Source organism: Devosia sp., from assembly GCF_025809055.1.
GTDB lineage: Bacteria > Pseudomonadota > Alphaproteobacteria > Rhizobiales > Devosiaceae > Devosia.
Map to the genome: position 1 here is coordinate 3,416,716 of NZ_CP075529.1, position 22,403 is coordinate 3,439,118.

Annotated in this window: 23 protein-coding genes; 16 read left to right on the top strand and 7 right to left on the bottom strand. The window is 63.5% G+C overall.

Annotated elements, in window-relative coordinates:
- The first annotated feature begins 43 nt into the window (after positions 1–43).
- Positions 44–1,249, top strand: coding sequence for an O-antigen ligase family protein (locus KIT02_RS16785; RefSeq protein WP_297580312.1), 1,206 nt, complete (start codon positions 44–46; stop codon positions 1,247–1,249).
- Here the strand turns inward: KIT02_RS16785 and KIT02_RS16790 are convergent.
- From KIT02_RS16790 to KIT02_RS16805, 4 genes are all read right to left on the bottom strand, one after another.
- Positions 1,215–2,366 carry a hypothetical protein gene (locus KIT02_RS16790; protein ID WP_297580314.1) on the bottom strand — a complete coding sequence of 384 codons (1,152 nt, stop codon included), beginning with the start codon at positions 2,364–2,366 and terminating at the stop codon, positions 1,215–1,217. The genes KIT02_RS16785 and KIT02_RS16790 overlap by 35 nt on opposite strands.
- Positions 2,363–2,584: a DUF2093 domain-containing protein gene (locus KIT02_RS16795; protein WP_297580316.1), complete on the bottom strand. Its 222-nt coding sequence runs from the start codon at positions 2,582–2,584 to the stop codon at positions 2,363–2,365. Before KIT02_RS16795 ends, KIT02_RS16790 begins: the two co-directional genes overlap by 4 nt.
- Before the next feature lie 48 nt (positions 2,585–2,632).
- A complete protein-coding gene (gene xseA / locus KIT02_RS16800; RefSeq protein WP_297580318.1) occupies positions 2,633–4,249 on the bottom strand; it encodes an exodeoxyribonuclease VII large subunit in 1,617 nt (538 codons plus the stop codon).
- Between the two features lie 155 nt (positions 4,250–4,404).
- The gene (locus KIT02_RS16805) at positions 4,405–5,292 is read right to left on the bottom strand and encodes a LysR family transcriptional regulator (RefSeq protein WP_297580320.1); all 888 of its coding nucleotides are present in this window, start codon (positions 5,290–5,292) and stop codon (positions 4,405–4,407) included.
- 147 nt (positions 5,293–5,439) lie between these two features.
- On the opposite strand from KIT02_RS16805, the gene KIT02_RS16810 reads away from it, so the two are divergent.
- The gene (locus KIT02_RS16810) at positions 5,440–5,703 is read left to right on the top strand and encodes a hypothetical protein (protein WP_297580322.1); all 264 of its coding nucleotides are present in this window, start codon (positions 5,440–5,442) and stop codon (positions 5,701–5,703) included.
- 186 nt (positions 5,704–5,889) lie between these two features.
- On the opposite strand, the gene KIT02_RS16815 is transcribed toward KIT02_RS16810, so the two are convergent.
- Positions 5,890–6,135 carry a PilZ domain-containing protein gene (locus tag KIT02_RS16815; protein ID WP_297580324.1) on the bottom strand — a complete coding sequence of 82 codons (246 nt, stop codon included), beginning with the start codon at positions 6,133–6,135 and terminating at the stop codon, positions 5,890–5,892.
- A 30-nt stretch (positions 6,136–6,165) separates the two neighbouring features.
- Positions 6,166–6,669 carry an invasion associated locus B family protein gene (locus tag KIT02_RS16820; RefSeq protein WP_297580326.1) on the bottom strand — a complete coding sequence of 168 codons (504 nt, stop codon included), beginning with the start codon at positions 6,667–6,669 and terminating at the stop codon, positions 6,166–6,168.
- Positions 6,670–7,051: 382 nt separating this feature from the next.
- Here KIT02_RS16820 and coxB point away from each other — a divergent pair, with 382 nt between their 5' ends.
- The 11 genes from coxB to KIT02_RS16875 all read left to right on the top strand — a co-directional run bounded on the left by coxB (position 7,052) and on the right by KIT02_RS16875 (position 19,533).
- Positions 7,052–7,918, top strand: coding sequence for a cytochrome c oxidase subunit II (gene coxB / locus KIT02_RS16825; RefSeq protein WP_297580328.1), 867 nt, complete (start codon positions 7,052–7,054; stop codon positions 7,916–7,918).
- Between the two features lie 22 nt (positions 7,919–7,940).
- Positions 7,941–9,635: a cytochrome c oxidase subunit I gene (gene ctaD / locus KIT02_RS16830; RefSeq protein WP_297580330.1), complete on the top strand. Its 1,695-nt coding sequence runs from the start codon at positions 7,941–7,943 to the stop codon at positions 9,633–9,635.
- 111 nt (positions 9,636–9,746) lie between these two features.
- Complete coding sequence (locus tag KIT02_RS16835) at positions 9,747–10,622, top strand: heme o synthase (protein WP_297585385.1); 876 nt, start codon at positions 9,747–9,749, stop codon at positions 10,620–10,622.
- A gap of 2 nt (positions 10,623–10,624) precedes the next feature.
- Entirely contained in the window at positions 10,625–10,810 is a 186-nt protein-coding gene (locus tag KIT02_RS16840) for a hypothetical protein (protein WP_297580332.1), read from the top strand.
- Positions 10,810–11,373, top strand: a complete 564-nt coding sequence (locus KIT02_RS16845; RefSeq protein WP_297580334.1) for a cytochrome c oxidase assembly protein — start codon at positions 10,810–10,812, stop codon at positions 11,371–11,373. The genes KIT02_RS16840 and KIT02_RS16845 overlap by 1 nt, the downstream gene beginning before the upstream one ends.
- 2 nt (positions 11,374–11,375) lie before the next feature.
- Positions 11,376–12,212, top strand: coding sequence for a cytochrome c oxidase subunit 3 (locus tag KIT02_RS16850; RefSeq protein ID WP_297580336.1), 837 nt, complete (start codon positions 11,376–11,378; stop codon positions 12,210–12,212).
- A gap of 65 nt (positions 12,213–12,277) precedes the next feature.
- Entirely contained in the window at positions 12,278–13,057 is a 780-nt protein-coding gene (locus KIT02_RS16855; protein ID WP_297580338.1) for an SURF1 family protein, read from the top strand.
- A 77-nt stretch (positions 13,058–13,134) separates the two neighbouring features.
- Complete coding sequence (gene thrC, locus KIT02_RS16860) at positions 13,135–14,529, top strand: threonine synthase (protein ID WP_297580340.1); 1,395 nt, start codon at positions 13,135–13,137, stop codon at positions 14,527–14,529.
- A 52-nt stretch (positions 14,530–14,581) separates the two neighbouring features.
- Entirely contained in the window at positions 14,582–15,844 is a 1,263-nt protein-coding gene (locus KIT02_RS16865) for a pitrilysin family protein (protein ID WP_297580342.1), read from the top strand.
- Between the two features lie 5 nt (positions 15,845–15,849).
- Complete coding sequence (locus tag KIT02_RS16870) at positions 15,850–16,470, top strand: GNAT family protein (protein WP_297580344.1); 621 nt, start codon at positions 15,850–15,852, stop codon at positions 16,468–16,470.
- Between the two features lie 183 nt (positions 16,471–16,653).
- Entirely contained in the window at positions 16,654–19,533 is a 2,880-nt protein-coding gene (locus KIT02_RS16875; protein ID WP_297580346.1) for an EAL domain-containing protein, read from the top strand.
- A 67-nt stretch (positions 19,534–19,600) separates the two neighbouring features.
- Here the strand turns inward: KIT02_RS16875 and KIT02_RS16880 are convergent, their stop codons facing one another.
- Complete coding sequence (locus KIT02_RS16880; protein ID WP_297580349.1) at positions 19,601–20,176, bottom strand: YqgE/AlgH family protein; 576 nt, start codon at positions 20,174–20,176, stop codon at positions 19,601–19,603.
- 129 nt (positions 20,177–20,305) lie between these two features.
- Here KIT02_RS16880 and KIT02_RS16885 point away from each other — a divergent pair, with 129 nt between their 5' ends.
- The 3 genes from KIT02_RS16885 (at position 20,306) to KIT02_RS16895 (ending at position 22,332) form a co-directional block, all read left to right on the top strand.
- Complete coding sequence (locus KIT02_RS16885) at positions 20,306–21,133, top strand: protein-disulfide reductase DsbD domain-containing protein (RefSeq protein ID WP_297580351.1); 828 nt, start codon at positions 20,306–20,308, stop codon at positions 21,131–21,133.
- Positions 21,134–21,232: 99 nt separating this feature from the next.
- Positions 21,233–21,724 carry a peroxiredoxin gene (locus KIT02_RS16890; RefSeq protein WP_297580353.1) on the top strand — a complete coding sequence of 164 codons (492 nt, stop codon included), beginning with the start codon at positions 21,233–21,235 and terminating at the stop codon, positions 21,722–21,724.
- 20 nt (positions 21,725–21,744) lie between these two features.
- Positions 21,745–22,332, top strand: coding sequence for a hypothetical protein (locus KIT02_RS16895; protein WP_297580360.1), 588 nt, complete (start codon positions 21,745–21,747; stop codon positions 22,330–22,332).
- The last annotated feature ends 71 nt before the right edge of the window (positions 22,333–22,403 follow it).

The window sequence follows — 22,403 nt, forward strand, 5'->3', positions numbered from 1 at the left end:
CGGCCTTGTGGTCGCCCTCGCGCTGGTCGCGGGGGTGGCCTTCATGGCCACCGCGCCCTATTACGTATCCTATGTCGTGCTGGTGGCTGGGGTCATCGGCCTGCTTTATGCCTTGGCCAAGCGGGACCGGGCACTGGTGGATCCGGCGACCATCTTGATCATCCTCGGGCTCCTGCTTCAAGGCCTGAGCCTGGTCTTCGTCTATCGCCAGGATATCGACGCCCTGCCACTTCTCTCCTGCCTGCCGCTTCTGGTGGCGCCAAGTCTGGCTGCCCTGCTTACACGCCCCGCGAGCCGGTTCTGGCTTGGACCCCATGCCGTGCCAGCCCTGTTCCTCTTCGGCGCCGTGACGGCCGCCGGTGCTGGCCTTGTCGACCTCATGGTCTTCGAGCCCCGCCGGGTCGGGGTGGGCAACAATCCCATCCACTATGCCGGCCTCACCACCATCCTGGGATTCATGGCCCTGATGGGCATGGTGTCCAATACCTCGCGCTGGCGGGTCATTTATCTTCTGGGGCCAGCTGCAGCGATTGTTGCGGTGGTGCTCTCAGGCTCACGGGGGCCGCTCCTGGCCTGCGCGGCGCTCGTTGTCGTGGCGCTGCCCTTCCTGTTGATCGCGCTGCGCAGCCGCGTCGCGATCCTTGCAACCCTGGCGGCCGTGGTTGGTGGTGGCGTCGCCTTCATGATCCTGGCCGATTCCAGCCTTCTGATCGACCGCATCCTCGGCAATCTCGAGGATATGACCGTGGCCAGAGGCGGGGCGCCGGTCGAAAATGCGGTACGGACGCTGATGTCGGCCATCCTGGCGCAGGACGAAGCGCGCGCCGCCATGTACGAAGCTGGCTGGCACGCTCTGCAATCATCGCCGATCTTCGGGGTCGGCTATACCAGCGTCATGCCTTTGGCCCGCGAATTGTTCCCCGATCTGCGTATCCTGACGCGGCTCGAAAACCTGCACAGCGATCTGGCCAATTTTGCCGCTGTCTCCGGCGGGTTGGGTCTGGCGGCCTTCGGCTGTCTCTTGCTCGCGCCTCTGGCTGCTCTGCGCGGCATCAAATGGCGCCGGAACCCGGCCCTTGTTCTCGGGGTCATCACCCTTGTGGTCGCATTTGCAACTCTGGGTCTGACCAACGCCATGTTCGGCGTGCTGCCGCAGACCGTCTTGTTTGCGACGATCCTGGCCTATCTGATGGCCTTGTCGGATGCGGCAAGGTTCAGCGATCCAGCTCGCTCAAAACCGCCTCAATAGCCCCGGGCCCGCCGATCCTCTCCCGGCCGATGGCCCCAAGGCGTTCACGGGCTTGGGGATTTGCAAGCAGATCGGACAGCGCGCCAGCGACCTGGCCAGCATCGGCCGGAAGCGCCAGCCTTGCTGCGCCAAACAGGGCCTGTTCATCGCGAAACCGCGATTGCCGGTCCTTGGGACTGGTCATGTGAATGACCGGCTTTCCAAGGCCGAGCGCTTGAACCGTTGCAGTTCCGGCCTGCGAAAGAACGAGGTCAGCCTCGCTGAGGGCATTGCCCATGGCGCGGCCGCGCAGCAGGTTGAATGTGATCCGGCCATCCGACAGGGTGCCGAGATCGTCACCCTCGGTGCTCAGCAGGCTGGTGCGGCTCAGCCCTGCTGCCTCAGCCAGGTCATTGGTGGTGAAATCGCCAGCCACGGCCACGAAAATGTCGGGTACGCCGTCGGCCGGCAATTGCTGCAGCGCCTCGACTTGCCTCGCAAAATTCGTTGTTGTTTCGCCACGGCTGCCCGGCAACAGCAAGACGGCAGTGCCCTGCCGGCGACGGCTCTTGGCGTCGTAGTCGCCAAACGGGATGGTATCCATCATCAGGTTGCCGGGCGCCGACGCCTTGATGCCGGCCCGCCGGAGAACGGCAGCCAGATTGTCGGCACGGCAAAAGGCCGTTTCGCAGGTGCGCGCCAGGATAAATGTCTCGGAAGCCGAATAAAGGCGCGCGGCCCCGGTCTTGTAGCAGTCGATATAGACCAGGTCCTTGATCCCGGTCAGCAGCGCCAGCAGCGGTACCATAACATCGCCGACGACGAGAATGCGGTCATACTTGCCCTTTAGCGAGCGCATGAATTTGAGGGCAGGCGGCACCATGGCAAGCCCGCCCTTGGCGAGATCACGCCGCAGCGAGCCCTTGGCGGTCCGAGCGCCGCCCGAGTTGAGACTCGCGCGCGGCCCTACGATCGGACATATCCCGACATAGGCATTGCCGCTGCCGATCACCGGATAGGCATCGAGGCTGTGCACCGGCGCCAGGCGCTCGGCAATGGCGGCGGCAATCCAGTCTTCGCCATGGCCGTTGGAAATGATCAGCAGCCGCCGGCGGTCGCCGGTCGTGCCGGGGTTCAATTGCCCCGTCCGAAGCGCTCGAAGGCGGTGTGGGCGGCCACGGCATCGGCATAGGCTTCCTGCCTGTCCACACTCCAATAGAACAATTCGTCGAGCGGGATGGGCTTGCCGGTAATGGCACACCGCACGAACGTGCCCTGCTTGAGCACGTCATAATCCCCGTCGCGATAGCGCAAACTCGCTTCAGCGGGGGAGAAGCCCTTGTCGAAAATGTTCATGGCCGGCTCCGTACATTTCCTGAGGCATATAGCGAACGGGAAGGGGCGTCAAAAGAGGCTTTCTTGCGAACCGCTCTCATCAGTTGGTCGGGGCGGCTTGCGCCGTGGGGCGGGGGCTCCGGCCACATTGGCATCCACGCTTCCCTCGGCCAGCGTGATTTTCAGCAGGTCGCCGGGCTTGAGGCCGCCCGCCTGGCTGACCACCTTGCCTTCGGCGTCCTGCACCAGTGCATAGCCGCGGGCCAGCACATTCCGATAGCTCAGGGTTTCAAGCAGCTTGCCCAGTTGCTGCACCCTTTGCGCTCGCTCGGCGGTGATAGCGGCCGGCATCTGGGACAGGCGCTGGACGAGCTGCGCAAGGTTCGATTTAGCCTGGCGCAGTTCGGCCCGCAGCGGCCGCGGTGACAAGCGGGGTGCTAGGCGGCCAAGCAGGGTGCGCTTTCGTTCCAGGGACTGGCCGATTCCCAAGTCAATCCGCTGGGCGCGGGGGTCAAAGGTCAGTCTGGCGCGCTCCACGGTCTTGTTGAGGCCGGCAAGGGCGCGATGATCCAGATTGTCCAGCTTGTTGCGCAGGTCGGCATGGCGCTGGCGCACGAGGCGCGGCTGGATGGCCCCGGCCAGCCGCGACAGCGTCAGCCGCTTGTCCTGAACGAAGTGGCGCAGCCCGGCGGTCAAACGCGTCGTGGCGAGGTCCAGGCTTTGGCGCTGGGTCGAGACCAGATCGGCGGCGCGCGGCATGCCGGCTCCGGCGGCCCTGAGGCGATCCCTGAGGCTTGAAAGGCTGCGGCGTGCCGCCTGCCGCTGCCGGGCGCCCTGGTCATCGACATAGGCGATCAGCTCCGCGCGGACCGGCACCGCCGCTTCCGCAGCAGCTGTCGGCGTGGGCGCGCGCATGTCGGATGCGTAGTCGATGAGTGTGGTGTCGGTCTCGTGCCCAACAGCAGAAATGACCGGAATGCCCGACGCTGCCACGGCGCGCACCACGGCTTCCTCGTTGAAACCCCAGAGATCCTCGATCGAGCCGCCACCACGGGCGACGATCAGCAGGTCCGGGCGGGGAATGGCGCCGTCGGGCGCCAGGGCATTGAACCCCTCGATGGCGTTGACCACTTCGGGCGCACAGGTGTCGCCCTGGACCCGCACCGGCCAGACCAGCACGTGGCTCGGAAAGCGATCGCCGAGCCGGTGCAGGATATCGCGGATGACCGCCCCGGTGGGCGAGGTGATGACGCCAATGACCCGCGGCAGATAGGGCAGGGGGCGCTTGCGCTCCCGGGCAAACAACCCCTCGGCCAGGAGCTTCTTGCGCCGCTCCTCGAGCAGCGCCATGAGCGCTCCGGCGCCGGCCGGCTCGATATTGTCGATGACGATCTGATATTTGGAGGAGCGCGGAAATGTCGTCAGCCGTCCGGTGGCGATGACTTCCAGTCCTTCTTCGGGCTTGAAGGTCAGCCGGGCATAGTTGCCCTTCCAGACAACGGCGTCGATCGAGGCGGCGTCGTCCTTGAGCGTGAAATAGGCATGGCCCGAGGAATGCTGCCCGCGAAAACCGGAGATTTCACCGCGCACGCGTACATGGCCGAATTCGTCCTCCACCATGCGTTTGACGGCATGGGATATCTCGCTGACGGTGAATTCGGCGGCGTTTGTCGGGGCTTCGGCCATGCCTTCTGGTGCGGCAAATGCTGAGTCAGGTCAAGGTGTGGTGGCGCGCTCTTGTGGCTCGACGGCCTCACCTTGAGCGCTACGGAGAAAGCGGTGCTCGAACGATCTCATCCTGATCTAGCCGAAGGATGGGGGTCGTGACCGGGGTTTAGTCGCTACTCAGCCGCGTCAGCTAGGTCGCCTTGGTCGAGGTTGCCCATGGATTGCACGATATGGTTGGCCAGGGCGTCGAAAATGCCGCCATAGGCATGGCTGGCGCGCATCAGCGCGATCTGCGCATCGGCCAGGCGCGGCAGGCCCAGTTCATCACCGATGACCCGCATGCCGGGCTGCAGCGCACTTTCCGGCAGGAAGCCAACTGCAAGATCGGACAGCACCGCCGAGGAGATGGCGGTGGCGTTGGAAGACGTATAGGCGATCCGATAGTCCTTGTTGGCGCGCTCCAGCCCCTCGACCGCGTCCTTGCGCCAGATGCAGCATTGCGGCCCGCAGGCGATGGCCAGCGGCTCGGTGGCTAGCGCCCGGCCGCCATGGCTCGACACCCAGAACATGCGTTCATTGCGAAACAATTCGCCGAAATTCTGCTCGGTCCCCTGGGTGAAGACGATGAGATCGTAGCGCCCGGCCCGCATGCCGGCCAGCAACTGCTCCGAGGCCATGCACGACACATCAACGGCAATCTTGGGGTGGGTGCGCTGGAAGCTCGACAGAATCACCGGCAACAGACGTACCGCGTAATCATCGGGCACGCCGAAGCGGATCGAGCCGGCCAGGTCGCCGTCGTTGAACTGGTCGAGGATTTCGGCGTTGGTCCGCAACATCTTGCGGGCCCGCTCGTAAAGCACCTCGCCATGATGGGTCAGCGTCACGCTGCGGCCGTCGCGCGCCAATAGGGAGTGGCCCAGACGTTCCTCCAGGCGCTTGATCTGCATGGAGACTGCCGATTGCGTCTTGTTCACCCGCCGGGCTGCCTCGGTGAAACTGCCGCAATCGGCAATGGCGCAAAAACTCTGCAACTGGTCGAGATCGAGTGGCGCGGTCATTTCCATCACCCAAATTGATCAATGGAATGAAATCTATTTGTTGGACGAATGGAAGTCCAGAACGTTATCTTCTCACCATCGGTACAGCGTCGTGCCGGTCCGCCGGCCTCCCTCCGGCGACATCCCTTTGGTACATGGAGATTTGAAATGGCTCTCTCGCTTCCCGGCGAGCGGTCAGTTGCGGCTGGCTCGCATGCCCATCCCGTACGTGCGCTTTTTGACTGGCTTGCCCAGGTGAAGACCAATCGTGCTCGCCGCACCGCCCTGCAGGGCCTTCTCGATATGGATACCGCTCGCTTGCGCGATCTGGGTATCGACCGGTCCGACATCGCCGATGCCATGCTGGCGCGCAATGCCCGCACGCCCGGCATGGTGTTGAACGCGGCCCGTTCCCGCAACGCACTGACCTGATCTGCACAAAGTTTCGCGGCCGCGTCTCGTGGCTGCGCCATCCGTTGGTTCGAACACGATGAGTGCTCGTGCCATCTCCCGGGCCGGATTTGCCTCCGGTCCCGTTTCCTGACAACTTGCCGGGCCGTGACCACACGGACCCGGCTTTTTTCTGCTTGAATGTGAGAAGCGCGAAGGGTCGGCTCGTCAGGTGAAGCTGACGCCGATCTCCGTTGCCTTGCGCCAGGCAACCATGCAGTCAAAGCGCCTGCCGTCATCGAGAGCCAACTGAAACCGGTCGGGTATGCCGATAATGCCGCCGACACTCAGCTTGGCGCCGGTCTCCGACAGGTTCCGCACGGTACAGTCGAAGGTTGAAAAGCCATCGTTGATGACGATCTTGGCGCCTTTCAGCGTGCGCTGACGGGGTGCTGACCTGTTGTCTTCAGCCATGGTCCGGCCTCGTAGATAGCTGCCGCAAATCTAGGGCAGGGCGGCAAAGCCTTCGGCGAAGCCGTCCAGCGAAACGGGAATGCCCACGCCTTCCTCGGGTGTGCGGAACACCACGAAAATCGCGTCGGTCCCCTCCGAGAGCACCGAGATCAGCTCATCGTCCAGTTCGACCTCGGCGATGCAACCATTGGGCAGGCAACGCACGAAGGCGACCCGGCCGAGATCGGTGCCGTCCACATTCAGCCCGAGCCCATTGGGCAACAACACGCCCAGGGGCGCAAGCACGCGCAGCAGGCGCGCCTCGCGGTCGGCCGTGCGCAGCACGATCACCGACAGCCCGACATTCGGCTGGTCTTCGGCAAGCACGTTCTGGATGATCGCGCATTGTTCGCCGCTGGCTCCGGGAGGCGTGTCGCAGCTCATCTGCCAATCGCCATATTCGGCCCGGACTGTGCCCTGGGCCATTGCGGGTCCGCTTGCCAGGGCCAGTATCGTCGCGCCGAGGAGACAAATCCGACGTGCCAACAGCTTCATCAATCAATTCTCCCGCCGAATCGGCGTCGTCTGCGTGCTCGTGCCTGTTTCTGACAAGGGTATCGGCCTGTCAACCAAACCCCCTGAATTTGGCCCGTTCTGGCGCGCAAGTGCGGCGGCCATGAGGCGAGGGGGCCGCGTGCGGCAGCAATTTGCCGCAGCTTGCGCGCCCATGGCTGCGATAGACTCGGCCTGCGCAATATGATTTAGGTCAGCCAAAGCATTTTGCGCTCCGAGGTTGAGTCGGGGCGGCGTTAGCTATGCAGCTATTTGCCCCCTCCTCGCCTGTTGTGCACCGCCAGAACATGTCGATAGGGGGTATATGGTGACCGGGCAGTTCTTCAGGAAGTTGGGAGCCGTCTCTGCGGGTGCCCTCGCGCTCATGCCGGCCCTTGCGGTCGCTCAGGAAAGCGCGGCAGGACATGCGGGGCATCCCGAGCCCGGCCAGATCCACCTGCAGCCTTCAGTGACCCCGATCATGGACTCCATCGTGGCCTTCCACGACGGCATCCTGATGTGGACGATTTCGCTGATCGTGCTCTTCGTTCTGGCCCTTCTGGTCATCATCGTGGTGCGCTTCAACGCCAAGGCCAATCCGGTTCCGGCCCGCTTTACGCACAATACCCTGGTTGAGGTGATCTGGACGGTTGCGCCGATCCTGATTCTGGTGGTCATCGCCATCCCATCCTTCGGTGTACTTTCCGACCAGCTGACCGTGCCGGATGGCGAGCGCAAGTATCTGGGCTCCAACATCTTCTCGTTCGGCGAAGTCGAAGTTCCCGCGGCGTCCATCACCGTCAAGGCCACCGGCGAACAGTGGTACTGGAACTACGAATACGTCGACGAAGAAGTCGCCTTCGACTCCAACATCCTCAGCGAAGCCGAGATCGCCGAACGCAAGCCGGGTCAGCCGCGGCTGCTGGCGGTGGACAATGAACTCGTCGTGCCGGTCAACACCACTGTCCGCCTCGAAGTGACGGCCAGCCCCACCGGCGTGATCCATGCCTTTGCCGTACCCTCCTTCGGTATCAAGATCGACGCCGTTCCGGGCCGCCTGAACGAGACCTGGTTCAATGCGCGTGAAACCGGCATCTATTACGGCCAGTGTTCGGAACTGTGCGGCAAGGACCATGCCTATATGCCGATCGCCGTGCGCGTCGTGACCACCGAAGAATACGAGGCCTTCATTGCGGCCTATAAGGAAAGCCGTGACTATGCCGCTGCCGCCGCAGCGCTGCCGGCGCTGTAAGTAAGGGTCAGGGGAAAAGACTATGGCAAATACCGCTCACCTCGAGGCCCAGGCCACCGGTCACGACCACGCCGGCCACGATCATCACACCCCGACCGGCTGGCGCCGTTGGGTCTATTCGACAAATCACAAAGACATCGGGATCATGTACCTGGTGTTCTCGATCTTTGCCGGCATCGTCGGCGGCCTGCTCTCCGGCGCCATGCGCATGGAGCTGCAGGAGCCCGGCATCCAGATTTTCCACGGCCTGGCTGCCATCGCCTATGGTCTGGAAGGTGACTCGGCGATTGACGCCGGAAAGCACATGTTCAACGTGTTCGTCTCTGCGCACGCGCTGATCATGGTGTTCTTCACCGTCATGCCGGCCACCATGGGTGGCTTTGCCAACTACTTTGCCCCGCTGATGGTGGGTGCACCCGATACCGCCTTCCCGCGCATCAACAATATCGCCTTCTGGCTGCTGCCTCCGGCGCTGCTGCTGACGGTGCTGTCGATGTTCTTCGAAGGCCCTGCCGGCGCGCTGGGCTTTGGTGGCGGCTGGACGGCTTACCCGCCGCTGTCGACCTCCGGTCATCCCGGCCCGGCGACGGACTTCGTCATCCTGTCGCTGCACGTTGCCGGTGTGAGCTCGATCCTGGGGGCGATCAATCTGATCACCACTATCCTCAACATGCGCGCTCCGGGCATGACGCTGCACAAGATGCCGCTCTTCGTCTGGTCGGTGCTGGTCACTGCCTTCCTGCTGCTGCTGGCTCTGCCTGTTCTGGCTGGCGCCATCACCATGATGCTGACCGACCGCAATTTCGGCACCTCGTTCTTCGCCCCCGAGGGCGGCGGCGATCCGGTGCTCTACCAGCATCTGTTCTGGTTCTTCGGCCACCCCGAAGTGTACATCATGATCCTGCCGGGCTTCGGTCTGATCAGCCATATCGTGGCGACCTTCAGCCGCAAGCCGGTCTTCGGCTACATGGCCATGGCCTATGCCATGGTCGCCATCGGCTTCGTCGGCTTCGTCGTGTGGGCGCACCACATGTACACCACCGGCCTCAGCCTCGACGTCCAGCGCTACTTCGTCTTCGCCACCATGGTGATCGCGGTGCCGACGGGCGTGAAGATCTTCTCCTGGATCGCCACCATGTGGGGCGGCTCGATCACCTTCCGCACGCCCATGCTGTGGGCCATCGGCTTCATCTTCCTGTTCACCGTTGGCGGTGTGACGGGCGTGGTGCTGGCCAATGCGGGTGCCGACCGTGCCCTGCACGACACCTATTACGTGGTCGCCCACTTCCACTACGTGCTGTCGCTGGGTGCCGTGTTCTCGATCTTCGCGGGCTGGTACTACTGGTTCCCGAAAATGTTCGGCTACATGTATTCCGAGTTCCTCGGCAAGCTGCACTTCTGGGTCATGTTCATCGGTGTGAACCTGATCTTCTTCCCGCAGCACTTCCTGGGTCTGGCCGGCATGCCGCGCCGCTATGTCGACTACCCGGATGCCTTCGCGCTGTGGAACCGCGTGTCCTCGATCGGCTACTACATCACCTTCGTTGCGATGATCATCTTCTTCTACGCAACCTGGGAAGCCTTCCGGAAGAAGCGCCTGGCTGGCGACAATCCCTGGGGTGATGGCGCCACGACGCTGGAATGGACCCTGAGCTCGCCTCCGCCGTTCCACCAGTTCTCGACGCTGCCCAAGATCGACTCCAAGGACGCGCACTAAGAGGCGCCCATGACTTCGGGATCGCGTCCGCGCGGTCCCGCCAACAGGAAAGACGCCGTGGCTTTTGTGCATGACAGCAGCGATGCGCCCGCCTTTGCGGGGCAGGCGAGGGTGGGGGACTATATCGCCCTGCTCAAGCCGCGTGTCATGTCGCTTGTCGTCTTCACGGCCCTGGTCGGCATCATCGTCGCTCCCGGCGGCGTCAATCCGGTCGTCGGCTTCATCGCCATCCTGTGCATCGCCATCGGTGCCGGCGCCTCGGGTGCGCTGAACATGTGGTACGATGCCGATATCGACGCGGTGATGAGCCGCACGATCAACCGGCCCATTCCCTCCGGCCGCGTTACCCGCGAAGAAGCCCTGGCCTTCGGCCTGACGCTTTCGGCCTTTTCGGTTGCGCTGCTGGGCCTCGCGACAAACTGGGTCGCGGGGGCATTTCTGGCCTTCACCATCTTCTTCTACGCCGTCGTCTATACGATGTGGCTGAAGCGCTCGACCCCGCAGAATATCGTCATCGGCGGTGCCGCCGGCGCCTTCCCGCCCATGGTCGGCTGGGCCGCTGTCACCGGCACATCGAGCTGGGAGAGCTTTGCCCTCTTCCTCATCATCTTCCTGTGGACCCCGCCCCATTTCTGGGCGCTGGCGCTCTACAAGCAGGGCGATTACGGCGCTGCCGGCATTCCCATGATGCCCAATGTGGTCGGCGAAGCCTCGACGCGCCGCCAGATTTTTGCCTATTCGGGTATTTTGGGCCTGTCGAGCCTGCTGCCTGTCGCACTCGGATTTTCCGGCTGGATCTACGGGGTGGTGGCCGTGGCCCTGTCGGGCTATTTCGTCTGGTCGGCATACCGGCTCTGGCGGGCCGATGCCGGAACGGCCATGCGCCAGGCCGCGCGGCGCCTGTTCACCATTTCGCTGAGCTATCTCTTCGTGCTTTTCCTGGCCCTGCTGATCGACAATCTTGTCTTCCGGATGGGGTGGCTGTGATCATGTCTGAACCCGTACCCACCAAACTGACCGACAACGGCATGACGCCCGAACAGGATGCTGCGTTCCGCAAGCAGCGCCGCCGCCGCTCGCTGGCGCTTGCCGGTGCGCTGATCCTGTTCGCGCTCACATTCTACGTGCTGACCATCATCAAGATGGGCCCGGCGCTCTTTGACAGGGCGCTCTGATGGCCGATCTCACCCATTCCGCCCTGCATGGCTCGAGCCAGCGCAACAAGCGCACCGGCATGACGCTCGGGCTGCTTGTGGCCGGCATGGTCGGCCTGGCATTTGCCTCCGTGCCGCTCTACCAGCTGTTCTGCCAGGTCACCGGCTTCGGTGGCACCACGCAGGTCGCCTCGGCCAATCCCAAGGGTGTCATCGCCCGCGAGATGAAGGTGCGGTTTGACGTCAATGTCGACCGGGCACTGCCCTGGACGGTCAAGCCTGCCGCCGCCATCACCGACCGCATCGGCAAGGTCGATACCGTCAATTACATCGCCACCAATAATTCCGACCGTCCCATGACCGGCCAGGCGATCTTCAATGTCACGCCGGACCAGGCGGGCATCTATTTCAACAAGATCGAGTGCTTCTGCTTCACCGAGCAGACCCTGCAGCCCGGCGAGTCGGTGGAAATGCCCATCGTGTTCTTCGTCGATCCCGATCTTGACGAGAATCCGGAACTGCGCACGATCAAAGAGATCACGCTCTCATATACCTTCTACGCTTCAGACAGTGAGGGAAGCTGAACATGGCCGCCATCGAAAAGAACCATGACTACCACATGGTCGAACCCAGCCCCTGGCCCTTTGTCATGTCGGTCGCCGTCCTGACCCTGGCTCTGGGCGCCATTGCCTGGATGCAGGACTGGACCCCGTGGCTGTTCTTCATCGGCCTCGCCGGCGTCATCTACGGCTTCTATGCCTGGTGGGCCGACGTGGTGAAGGAAGCCAATAACGGCGTCGATCACACCCCGGTCGTGCAGATGCATCACCGCTACGGCATGATGCTGTTCATTGCCTCCGAAGTCATGTTCTTCGTGGCCTGGTTCTGGGCCTATTTCGACGGCTTCTTCCGCTTCGACGATGTCGAGCAATATGCCCGCGTGGCCTTTACCGGCGGTCACTGGCCTCCGGCCGGCATCGAGCTGTTCGACCCCTGGCACCTGCCGCTGTTCAACACCCTGATCCTGCTGACGTCCGGCACCACCGTCACCTGGGCCCACCATGCGCTGCTCGAAAACGACCGCCAGGGCCTGCGCTGGGGCCTTGCCCTCACCGTGGCGCTCGGCGTGCTGTTTTCATTCGTGCAGTATCTCGAATACACCCATGCCGGCTTCACCTTCGACGGCAACCTCTATGGCGCCACCTTCTTCATGGCGACCGGCTTCCACGGTTTCCACGTCATTGTCGGCACCATTTTCCTCGCCGTCTGCCTGATCCGTGCCGAACGCGGTGATTTCACCCCGCAGCGCCATCTCGGCTTCGAGTTCGCCGCCTGGTACTGGCACTTCGTGGACGTGGTGTGGTTGTTCCTGTTTGCCTCGATCTATGTCTGGGGCAGCTGGGGCGTGGCCTTGAGCCACTAGGCCGGGTCAAGAGGAAATTCCGGGGCGCGGCGCAAGCCGCGCCCTTTGCTTTTGAGGACTGTTCCATGGGCGCCGCCGCCAATCCTAAACCACATCGTGGCCTGAAATGGACCGATTGGGTCTTTGCCGCGCTGATGATTGCGCTGGCGGTGGTCTGCCTGCTGCTGGGCAATTGGCAGATGCAGCGCCTCGCGGAAAAGGACCGGCTGATCGCCGCTGTCGATGCCCGGCTGAGTGCCGAAGCCATTGCCGTGCCGCCGGTCGATCAGTGGACAGGGCTTGATACCGAAGCGCTCGTCTATCAGCCGGTGACCCTGACCGGCCGGCTGCGCTACACCCAGACGATCACCGTCTTCACCAGCCTGTCCGATCCTCAGGGGCAATATGGCGGTCCCGGCTACTGGGTCATGACCCCACTCGAACTTGCCCAGGGCGGCACAGTCTTCGTCAATCGCGGTTTCGTACCGGAACAATATCAGGAAGCCGCCATCATGGGTGACCTGCATGGCGACGACCCCGAGGTGATCACACTGACAGGTTTGCTGCGACCCAGTGAAGTTGCCGGCTTCATGACACCAGAGCCCAACATGTCCGACCGGATCGAATGGGTGAGGGACACCGCTCGCATGGCCGGCATGGTCGACCCGACATTGGCGCCGATCGCCCCATTCTATGTGGACCTGCCTGCCGCTGCGCCCGGGCAGCTGCCGCAGGGCGGAGAGACGGTCATCAGCTTTCCCAATAACCACCTGAGCTACGCCTTTACCTGGTATGGCTTTGCGGTGGTGGCCGTGGTCATGCTGGTCTTCTGGCTGTGGCGCCAGGCCCGCCGGCCTGCATCTTGAGCAATTTTGGTCCAAACCTTGCGGCGCAAGCTGGCTTTGACTAGTTTGCGACAATTCTAGAAGGGCCTCTCCCCCCTATGCAGTTTGTCTCTACGCGCGGCCAGGCGCCCGTGCTCGGTTTCTCCGACGCCATCCTGGCGGGCCTTGCTTCCGATGGCGGCCTCTATGTCCCCAGCACCTGGCCCCAGGTCAGCCGCGACGAGATTGCCGCCTTTGCCGGTCGCCCCTATGCCGATGTCGCCTTCGATATCATTTCCCGCTTCACCGGCGACGAAATCCCCGCTCAGGTGCTGCGCCGGATCATCGAGGAGGCCTATGCCAGTTTCCGTCATCGCTCGGTCACGCCCCTCATCGATATCGAGCCCGGCCATTTCGTGCTGGAGCTGTTCCATGGTCCCACGCTTGCCTTCAAGGACGTGGCCATGCAGTTCCTCTCTAGGGTCATGGACCATGTGCTGTCCGAGCGCGGCCTGCGCGCCACCATTGTCGGCGCAACTTCGGGGGACACCGGTTCGGCAGCGATCGAAGCCTTTCGCGGCCGCGACACCACCGATATTTTCATCCTCCATCCCCAGGGCCGCACCTCCGAGGTGCAGCGCCGGCAGATGACCACCGTGCTCGACGCCAACGTGCACAACATCGCCCTCGAAGGCACGTTCGATGATTGCCAGGACGCGGTGAAGGCCATGTTCAACCACCACGCCTTCCGCGAGCGGGTGCGCCTGAGTGGTGTCAATTCCATCAACTGGGGCCGTATCGTTGCGCAGATCGTCTATTATTTCACGGCGGCCGCCTCGTTGGGTTCGCCGCACCGCAAGGTCAGCTTCACCGTGCCCACGGGCAATTTCGGCGATATCTTCGCCGGCTATTGCGCCATGCGCATGGGCCTGCCCATCGACCGGCTGATCATTGCAACCAATGCCAATGACATCCTGCGCCGCACGCTGGAAACGGGCGCTTACCAGATGGAGGGCGTTGCCCCAACCATCAGCCCGTCCATGGATATCCAGATCTCGTCCAATTTCGAGCGGCTGCTGTTCGAATCGGCGGATCGCGACGCCGGCGCGGTGTCCCGCATGATGGCGGCGCTCAAGCAGTCGCGCGGCTTTGAACTGCCGGAAAACGCCCTGGCCGCAATCCGCCGCGATTTTGCCGCCGGCACGACCGACGAAGCGGCCACTGCGGCCGTCATTGCCGACACCTTTGCCGAGAGCGGCTACCTGCTCGACCCGCACACGGCCGTGGCCGTCGGGGTGGCGCGGGTGCATGTCACGCCAGGTACGCCGATGATCACCCTCGCCACCGCCCATCCGGCAAAATTCCCAGCGGCAGTGGCGCGGGCGTCCGGCATCGAGCCGCCGCTGCCGGCCTGGCTGGCGGACCTTTACGAGCGCGAAGAGCGCGTGACCGTGCTGGCCAACGACCAGCGTATTGTGGAAGAGTTCATCGAGGCGCGCAGCTGCGCGGCCTGATCGACACGGCAGAGCCGGGGGTCGATGAGGCCGCCGGTTCGGGAGGACCAGTGTGAGCGTAAGATCGACAACCCTGGATAACGGCATGGTGGTGCTCACCGACGACATGCCGCATCTGGAAAGTGCGTCCCTGGGCGTCTGGGTCAAGGCCGGCGCCCGGTCGGAGCGCAAGGCCGAACACGGCATCTCGCACTTGCTCGAGCACATGGCCTTCAAGGGCACCCGCACGCGCAGTGCCCTGCAGATCGCCGAGACCATCGAAAATGTCGGCGGTGACCTCAATGCCGCGACATCCATCGAACACACCGGCTATTTCGCCCGCGTGCTCAAGGACGATGTCGTGCTTGCAGCCGATATTCTGGCCGATATCCTTCAGAACTCTTCGTTCGAAGAGGATGAACTGGCCCGCGAACAGCAGGTGATCGTCCAGGAGATTGGCGCTGCCCGCGACAATCCCGATGACCATGTGTTCGACCTCTTCCAGCAGGCCGCTTATCCCACCCAGCCCATCGGCCGCACCATTCTCGGTACAGTGGACTCGGTGCGCGCCTTTACCCCCGAGACCATCCGCAAATACATGCGCCGCAACTATGTCGGCGATCACATGGTGATTGCGGCCGCCGGCAATGTCGATCACGACGGGTTGGTGCGGGTCGCTCAGGACCGCTTCTCCGATCTCGTGCCCAACGGTGCTCCCGATCCGCAACGGGCGGAATATCGTGGTGGCCAGGAGCGGCTGATTTCCGACCACGAACAGGCCCATATCGTCCTTGGCTTCGAGGGGCGGGCCTATAATTCCGACGGGTTCTACGCCGCACAGGTGCTGGCTTCGATCCTTGGCGGCGGCATGAGTTCGCGCCTGTTCCAGGAAGTGCGCGAGAAGCGGGGCCTTTGCTACTCGGTCTATGCCTTCCACTGGGCCTTCGCCGATAGCGGTGTATTCGGTGTCGCCGCTGCCACCGGCGAGGATGAGGTCAGCGAATTGGTTCCGGTGGTTCTCGACGAATTGCGCCGCGCCACCCAGACCATCACCGACGAGGAAGTGGTCCGGGTCCGCAATCAGATCCGCGCCGGCCTCTTGATGTCGCTGGAAAGCCCTTCGGCCCGCGCCGGTCAGCTGGCGCGCCAGCAAATCCTGTGGGGCCGTCCGATCCCCATGCAGGAAACGGTCGAGCGGATCAATCGCATCACCGCCCAGCGCGTGCAGGAAGTTGCCGAACAGATTTTCACCGCCGGGTCCGCGACCCTGGCCGGTATCGGGCCGATTGCCAATCTCGCCGATGTGGAAACCATCGGCGAGACGCTGCGGCGCTGATAGCCATGTTCTGGCCCTGGTCGTCCCCGGCGGCTTTGGTGAGCATTTCGGGTCCAGGGCTGACGCTGCGCCTTCCGCATATGCGCGATTATTCCGAATGGTACGCATTGCGGCGCGCCAGCCAGGATTTCCTGCGCCCGTTCGAGCCGCGTTGGACCGAAGCCGATCTGGGCCGGCAGGCGTATGGGTACCGCGTACGCCGCGCCCGGCAGGAGGCCGAAGAGGGCACCGACTACACCTTTTTCCTGTTTCAGCAGCAGGGCAGCAAACAGGTTCTCGTGGGCGGGGTGACCTTGTCCAATATCCGCCGTCGCGCCGCCCAGTTCGTCAATCTCGGCTACTGGATGGGCCAGAAATTTGCCGGCCAGGGCCTGATGAGCGAAGCGGTCGGGATTGTCGTGCCCTTCGTCTTCGAATCCCTCGAACTGCACCGCATCCACGCGGCCTTTCTGCCAACCAACATGGCGTCGCGCCGCGTGCTGGAAAAGAATGGCTTTGTGGAAGAGGGCTATGCCCGCAGTTATCTGCAGATCAATGGCCGCTGGGAAGACCATGTGCTGATGGGCCTGACACGGGAGCATTGGGACCAGTTGCGCCTGACCGCCAGGCGCCCGCGCGTCGCCTGACAATTCGGGGTGGACAAGCCAATGTTGCTTCTGGGCAACAGGAAACCAAGCTTGTCGCAAGCGTCAATCTCCCGTACCAAGTTACCGCCCTCCGGGAGGCTAACCACAAAAAGGCTGTTTCGCTCTGCTTGGCATCGGGATGGCCGCCATAAAGAAGTCCAGCGCGGGATGTAGCTGCCCCTGATGCGTCACTTGTATGCCTTCGCGATCTGTCTTCTGCTCGCGCTCACCATCTCCATGCCGGCGCGGGCATTCGAAGTCATTTCGATCCCCGACGACGTCAATGCCGTCAACCTGTCCGAGGCCATCGAAGTGGTGCCGGGCCAGGGTGGGCGCGTTCAGCTTTCGACCGCTCCGGACGCCGATGGCATTATCCGCCGCATCGAGGTTTTGGCGAGCGAGCGCGGCACCGATCCCTATTTCGCGCTCATCGCCCTGCGCAACGACAGCGACCAGCAGATCGAACGGCTGCTGGTCGCGCCATTCTTCCGGCTGCCCGGGTCAGGCGTATTCCAGCCCGACCTGGGCGAGGCCCGTATCAGCGCCGTCACCCCGAGCGCCGGCATTCGTCCGGTGCGGGTAGCTGATCCGGAAGCCGACGTCTTCGAGGTCACGCTCGATCCGGGGAGCACGGTCACCATCGTGGCCGAACTGGCCAACCAGACCTTGCCCGAGCTTTATCTGTGGGAGCCCGGCGCCTATCGCGACTACATCAATGCCTTCACCCTGTTCCGCGGCGTGGTCCTGGGCGTCGCCTCGCTGGCGGCCGTGTTCCTGACCATCATGTTCGTGGTCAAGGGCAGGGGGGTGTTCCCGGCCACAGCGGCCTTTGCCTGGGCGGTACTGGCCTATCTGCTCATCGACTTTGGCCTCATGGGCCGTCTGCTCGGTTTCTCGGCCAATGGCATGCAGCCCATTCGCGCGGCGGCCGAGGCGGGCCTGGCCACCACATTGGCGGGCTTCCTGTTCATCTACCTCAATCTGCATCGCTGGCATCTGCGTTTCATTCATCTGGCGCTGGGCCTGGCCGCCTTGTTCCTGGCGCTCTTTGCCTTTGCCTTTTTCCAGCCGGCTATTGCCGCTTCGGTGGCGCGCCTGGTTCTGGCCCTGCTCGGGGTCTCCGGCTTCCTGCTCATCCTGTTGCTTGCCCTGCGCGGCTATGACCGGGCGGTGCTTCTGGTGCCGACCTGGATCATTCTGATCGCCTGGCTCATCTATGCCTGGATGGTCGTTTCCGGCCGCGTGTCCAACGACATTGCCCAGCCCGCCGTGGCCGGCGGCCTGGTGCTTATCGTCATGCTCCTGGGCTTTACGGCGGTGCAGCACGCCTTCTCGGAAGGCCAGGTGACTATCGGCACCCTGAGCGAGGTGGAGCGGCGCGCGCTGGCTTTGACCGGCTCGGGTGATTTCGTCTTCGACTGGAACATCGAGCGCGACCGCGTCACCGTCAGCGATGAATTGGCCACGCGCCTCGGCGAAAGCCGCGGCGCCCTGCGCGGCGCCATCAAGCGCTGGCTGGATCGGGTTCATCCCGATGACCGCGACCGGTTCCGCACGGCCTTTGACACCTTGGTCGAACTGCGCCGCGGCAAGGTCTCTGCCGATCTGCGCGTCGCCAGCCACGATGGCAGCTACCGCACCTTCCGGATGCGGGTGAAACCGGTGCTGGGTGGCGATGGCCAGGTCAATCGCATCGTCGGCACGCTTCAGGACGTCACCGAAGATCGCGCCTCGCGCGAGCGCCTCTTGCATGACGCCGTGCATGACAGCCTGACGGGCCTGCCCAATCGCCAATTGTTCCTCGACCGGCTGGAACGGGCCCTGGTGCGGGCGCGCACGCCCGGCGGGTCGAAACCGGCCGTCTTCCTCATCGATATCGACCGCTTTGTCGAGCTTGAAGAGCGCATCGGCCACTCGGCCTCAGACTCGGTTCTGCTGGCCATCGCCCGCCGCATCTCCCGCATCATGCGCCCACTCGATACGGTGGCGCGTGTCGGCAGCGACCAGTTCGCGGTCATCCTGTCCTCAGAACAGGCAGCGGCCAAGATTGCCGAAACCGCCGAGCAGATCCGCAAGACGCTCAAGGCCCCCTTCAACTTTGGCGACCGCGACCTGGTGCTGTCGGCGTCCATCGGCGTCACCATCTATGACAGCAACCCGGCCGAGGCTGCCGACGTGCTGCGCGATGCCGAACTGGCCATGTATTACGCCAAGCGGCTGGGTGGCGACCGGATCGAGGCCTATCGCGCCTCGGCGCGCTCGATAGCCGCCTATAATCGCGCCAGCGAAGAAGATCTCGAGCGCGGCCTGAAGCAGGGCGAATTGCATGTGCAGTTCCAGCCGGTGATGGATATGACCGGCGGGCGCATTGTCGGCGCAGAAGCGCTGATGCGCTGGACCCATCCGACCCGTGGCGTGGTCACCCCGGACGAATTCGTGCCCCTGGCCGAGCGGTCCGGGCAGATCGAGAAGCTGGGGCGGCTGGCCTTCGAGCAATCCGCCGCCCAGGTGCGCGACTGGATGGCCACGATCGGCCTGCCCGAGGAATTCTTCATTTCGGTCAACCTGTCGCCCACGCAACTCGCGACCGAGGCCTTCCTTGGTGATATTCGCAACCTGCTTTCGCAGGATCGGGAACTGGCGAGCCGCATCAAGCTGGAAATCACCGAAAGCCAGGTGATGACCAATCCCGAGCACTCCGCCTATATGCTGCAGACCCTGCGCGACATGGGGCTGGGGTTGGCGCTGGACGATTTCGGCACCGGCCATTCCTCCTTGAGCTACCTGCACCGCTTCCCATTCGACACCATCAAGATTCCGGCGCCCTTTGTGCGCCTGGGTGCCGACAGCGGCATTTCCCACACCCAGTCGCCCATCATCCGATCGGTCATGGCCCTGGCTTCTGATCTCGATCTCATGGTGATCGCCGAAGGCGTCGAAACCCAGGACGAGGCGGATCGCCTCAAGTCGCTCGAATGCCGCTATGCGCAGGGGTTCATCTTCGGCGCGGCCATTACCGGCGCCGAACTGGGGCGCAAGCTCGCCGCACAGATGGGCAAGTAACCTCTGGGGTTTTCGGAGACCCGATCAACCGGCCCCCTCACCCACCGGCGAGGGCGCAAGAAAGGCCTTATCCGTGCCCGGCGTCGAGGCTCAGGGACGCGCGGGTGATATTCATGCTGGATAGCGCCTGCTGATAACGCTCCTCGACCGGCACGTCGAAGACCAGGCCCGGGTCGAAGGGCGCCGTGAGCCAGCCATTGGCGCCGATCTCGTCCTCCAACTGCCCTGCGCTCCAGCCGCAGCATCCCAACGCGAACAGCGCCCGTCGTGGTGCGGGCCCGAAGGCCATGGCCTTGAGGATATCCAGGGTCGCCGTCAGACCGAGCTCGTCGTGCACCTTGTAGGTATTGCTGCTGTGATAGTCGGCGCTGTGCAACACGAAGCCGCGCCCTTTTTCCACCGGTCCGCCGCGCATGACCGAGCGCTCCCGGATCGTGTCCGGCAGGCGGATGACCGCATCGGGGTCGCCCAGGTCGAGCTCGTCCAGAATGTCGGCAAAGCGGAGATTGGCGATCTCCTGATTGACGACCAGGCCCATTGACCCATCGGCCCCGTGCCCCACCACCAGGATCACGCTTTGTGCAAAGCGGTCATCCTCCATGTCGGGCATGGCGACGAGAAATTGTCCTTCGAGGCTGTTCATGGGCTCATTCTAGGGGGCAGCCACCCCCCTGCCAAGCTTGGCCGGTTCAAATGAGACATGCGCGAACATCACGAAGCCCTGAACGCCCGCTATCTGTTCGTTGAGGATTTGGTGGGCTAATGCCCTACCATGCGCCCTTTCGTTCTCGCCCTGTCCGCCCTGTTGCCTCTGTTGACGCCCGCAATGGGCGGCGAGACGCCCTGGCAGGAATTGGCTCCCGATGTTCATCTGCGCCTGATCAGTTCCGGCACCGTGGCCGACGGCAAGACCATGGTCGCGCTCGAACTCGATATGCCCGAGTCCATCAAGACCTATTGGCGTGTGCCCGGAGAGGCGGGTCTGCCCACCGAGCTTGATTTGTCCGCGTCCTCCGGCGCTGGGGACTACACCCAGCTCTGGCCATATCCGGAACGATACCTGGCCAATGGCTATCTCGACTACGTCTATCGCGGCCACACCATTCTGCCGGTCGAAGTCGCGGTCACCGATCCCGCGGGCACCCTTACAGTCGGCGCCGTGCTGGGCGTCTGCTCCGATGTCTGCGTCCCCGCACAGGCCAGTTTTTCGCTCGCCCTGAGCGACGCCGCCCCCGATCGCGCCAACGGCTTGCGCATTCGCCAGGCGCTTGCGGAAGTGCCGCTGGCATGGTCCGGATCGCAACAACCGGTTGGCGCCGTCGAGGCGGGTGATGGCGCTATCCTGGTCGCCGTTGACCCGGCCCTGATGGACCCCGAAAGCCTCATTGCGGCGACGGCGGATGGTCAGCCAGTGTTCGGGGCGCCGCAAAAAAGCCCTCAACCCGACCTAGTCGTGCTTCCCATACTGGGTAAAACCGACGATATTGCCCTGGACGGACTGAATGTGGAGCTCACATTCCTGACTGAAAGCGGCGCCTACGCGGTCAATCGCGTCGTGGGAGAGACATCTGGGGGCGCCGGAGCGCAAGGCAGCGAATAGGCAAAGCGGGCTTGTCCGCAACGCCGTTTCCGCCTAACGCAGAACGTGAAAAGTGACGGCGGCGATCAACGTTGCCAAAGTATGGGGCAATTCTCAGTTATGATCGAACGCGGCAACACGATCCCCGCAATTGGGGTCAAGTTGGTGACTTCTGCCGGTAACGCCGACGCCAATAGCGCAGAAGTGCTGAATTCGGGTGTAACAGTCCTGTTCACCGTCCCCGGTGCCTTTACCCCGACCTGTCACGTCAATCATCTGCCCGGCTTTGTGGCAAACGCAACCAAGCTGCGGACCGCTGGCGTCACGCGCATCGTCTGTGCATCGGTCAATGACCAGCATGTGGTCAGGGCCTGGGCCGAGGCCTCTGGCGCGCTCGACAGCGTCGACTTTATCGCCGACGGCAATGGTGAACTGGCCAGGGCCCTCGGGCTCGACAAGGATTTTTCCGGCGCCGGAATGGGCAGCCGTTTTGCCCGTTCCGCCATGATCATTCGCGACGGTGTCGTCGACGCCGTCTTTGTCGAAGATGCACCGGGCGTCGGGGCCAGTGGCGCGCCGGCAATTCTGATGGCTCTGGAGGCGTCGGCGTGACGCGCGGGGAGAACGAGGCAATGAACATGAACCCCAGGTCTGCACTGCGCATCGCGACCCTATCCGGCCTTGCCATGCTTTTGGCTGGCTGCTCCATGGGCGGGCTGATGGGCGGCGGAACCCAGTCGCAGAACACGGCCCTGCAGAACGCCCAAATGACCCCGGCTGCGGTCGCCCAGGCGCAGACGAACGCCTTGCCGGTCATCGCCACCGAATGCCCGCCGATCAAGGTGCGGACGGGCGGGGAAGCCATGTACTTCTATGGCGGTGGGCGTGTCGGGGATGCGCAGTCGCTGCAATATCAGGGCGTCATCGACGAAGTGACCCGCAATTGTGTGGTGTCCAACGGACAGATCACCGTCAATATGGGCGTAGCCGGTCGCGTGCTGCTGGGCCCGGCGGGCAAGCAGTCCTCCGTCAACGCGCCTGTCCGTTTTGCCGTCGAGCGTGATGGGCAGGCGATTTTCTCCGAAAAGTACACCCTTCCCGTGGCCATCGCGGCCCCGGCGCAGAGCGCCGAATTTGTAAAGGTCGTCGAAAACGTCTCCATCCCCTATCTCGGTGGCGAGACGATCACGATCTGGGTCGGTTTCGATACCAGAGGCTGAGAGCTGTCCCGATAGGGCAAATCCTTCCGGTGGAGGGATTTGAGGCGAGCAGGCCATGAGCGCTATGCGCG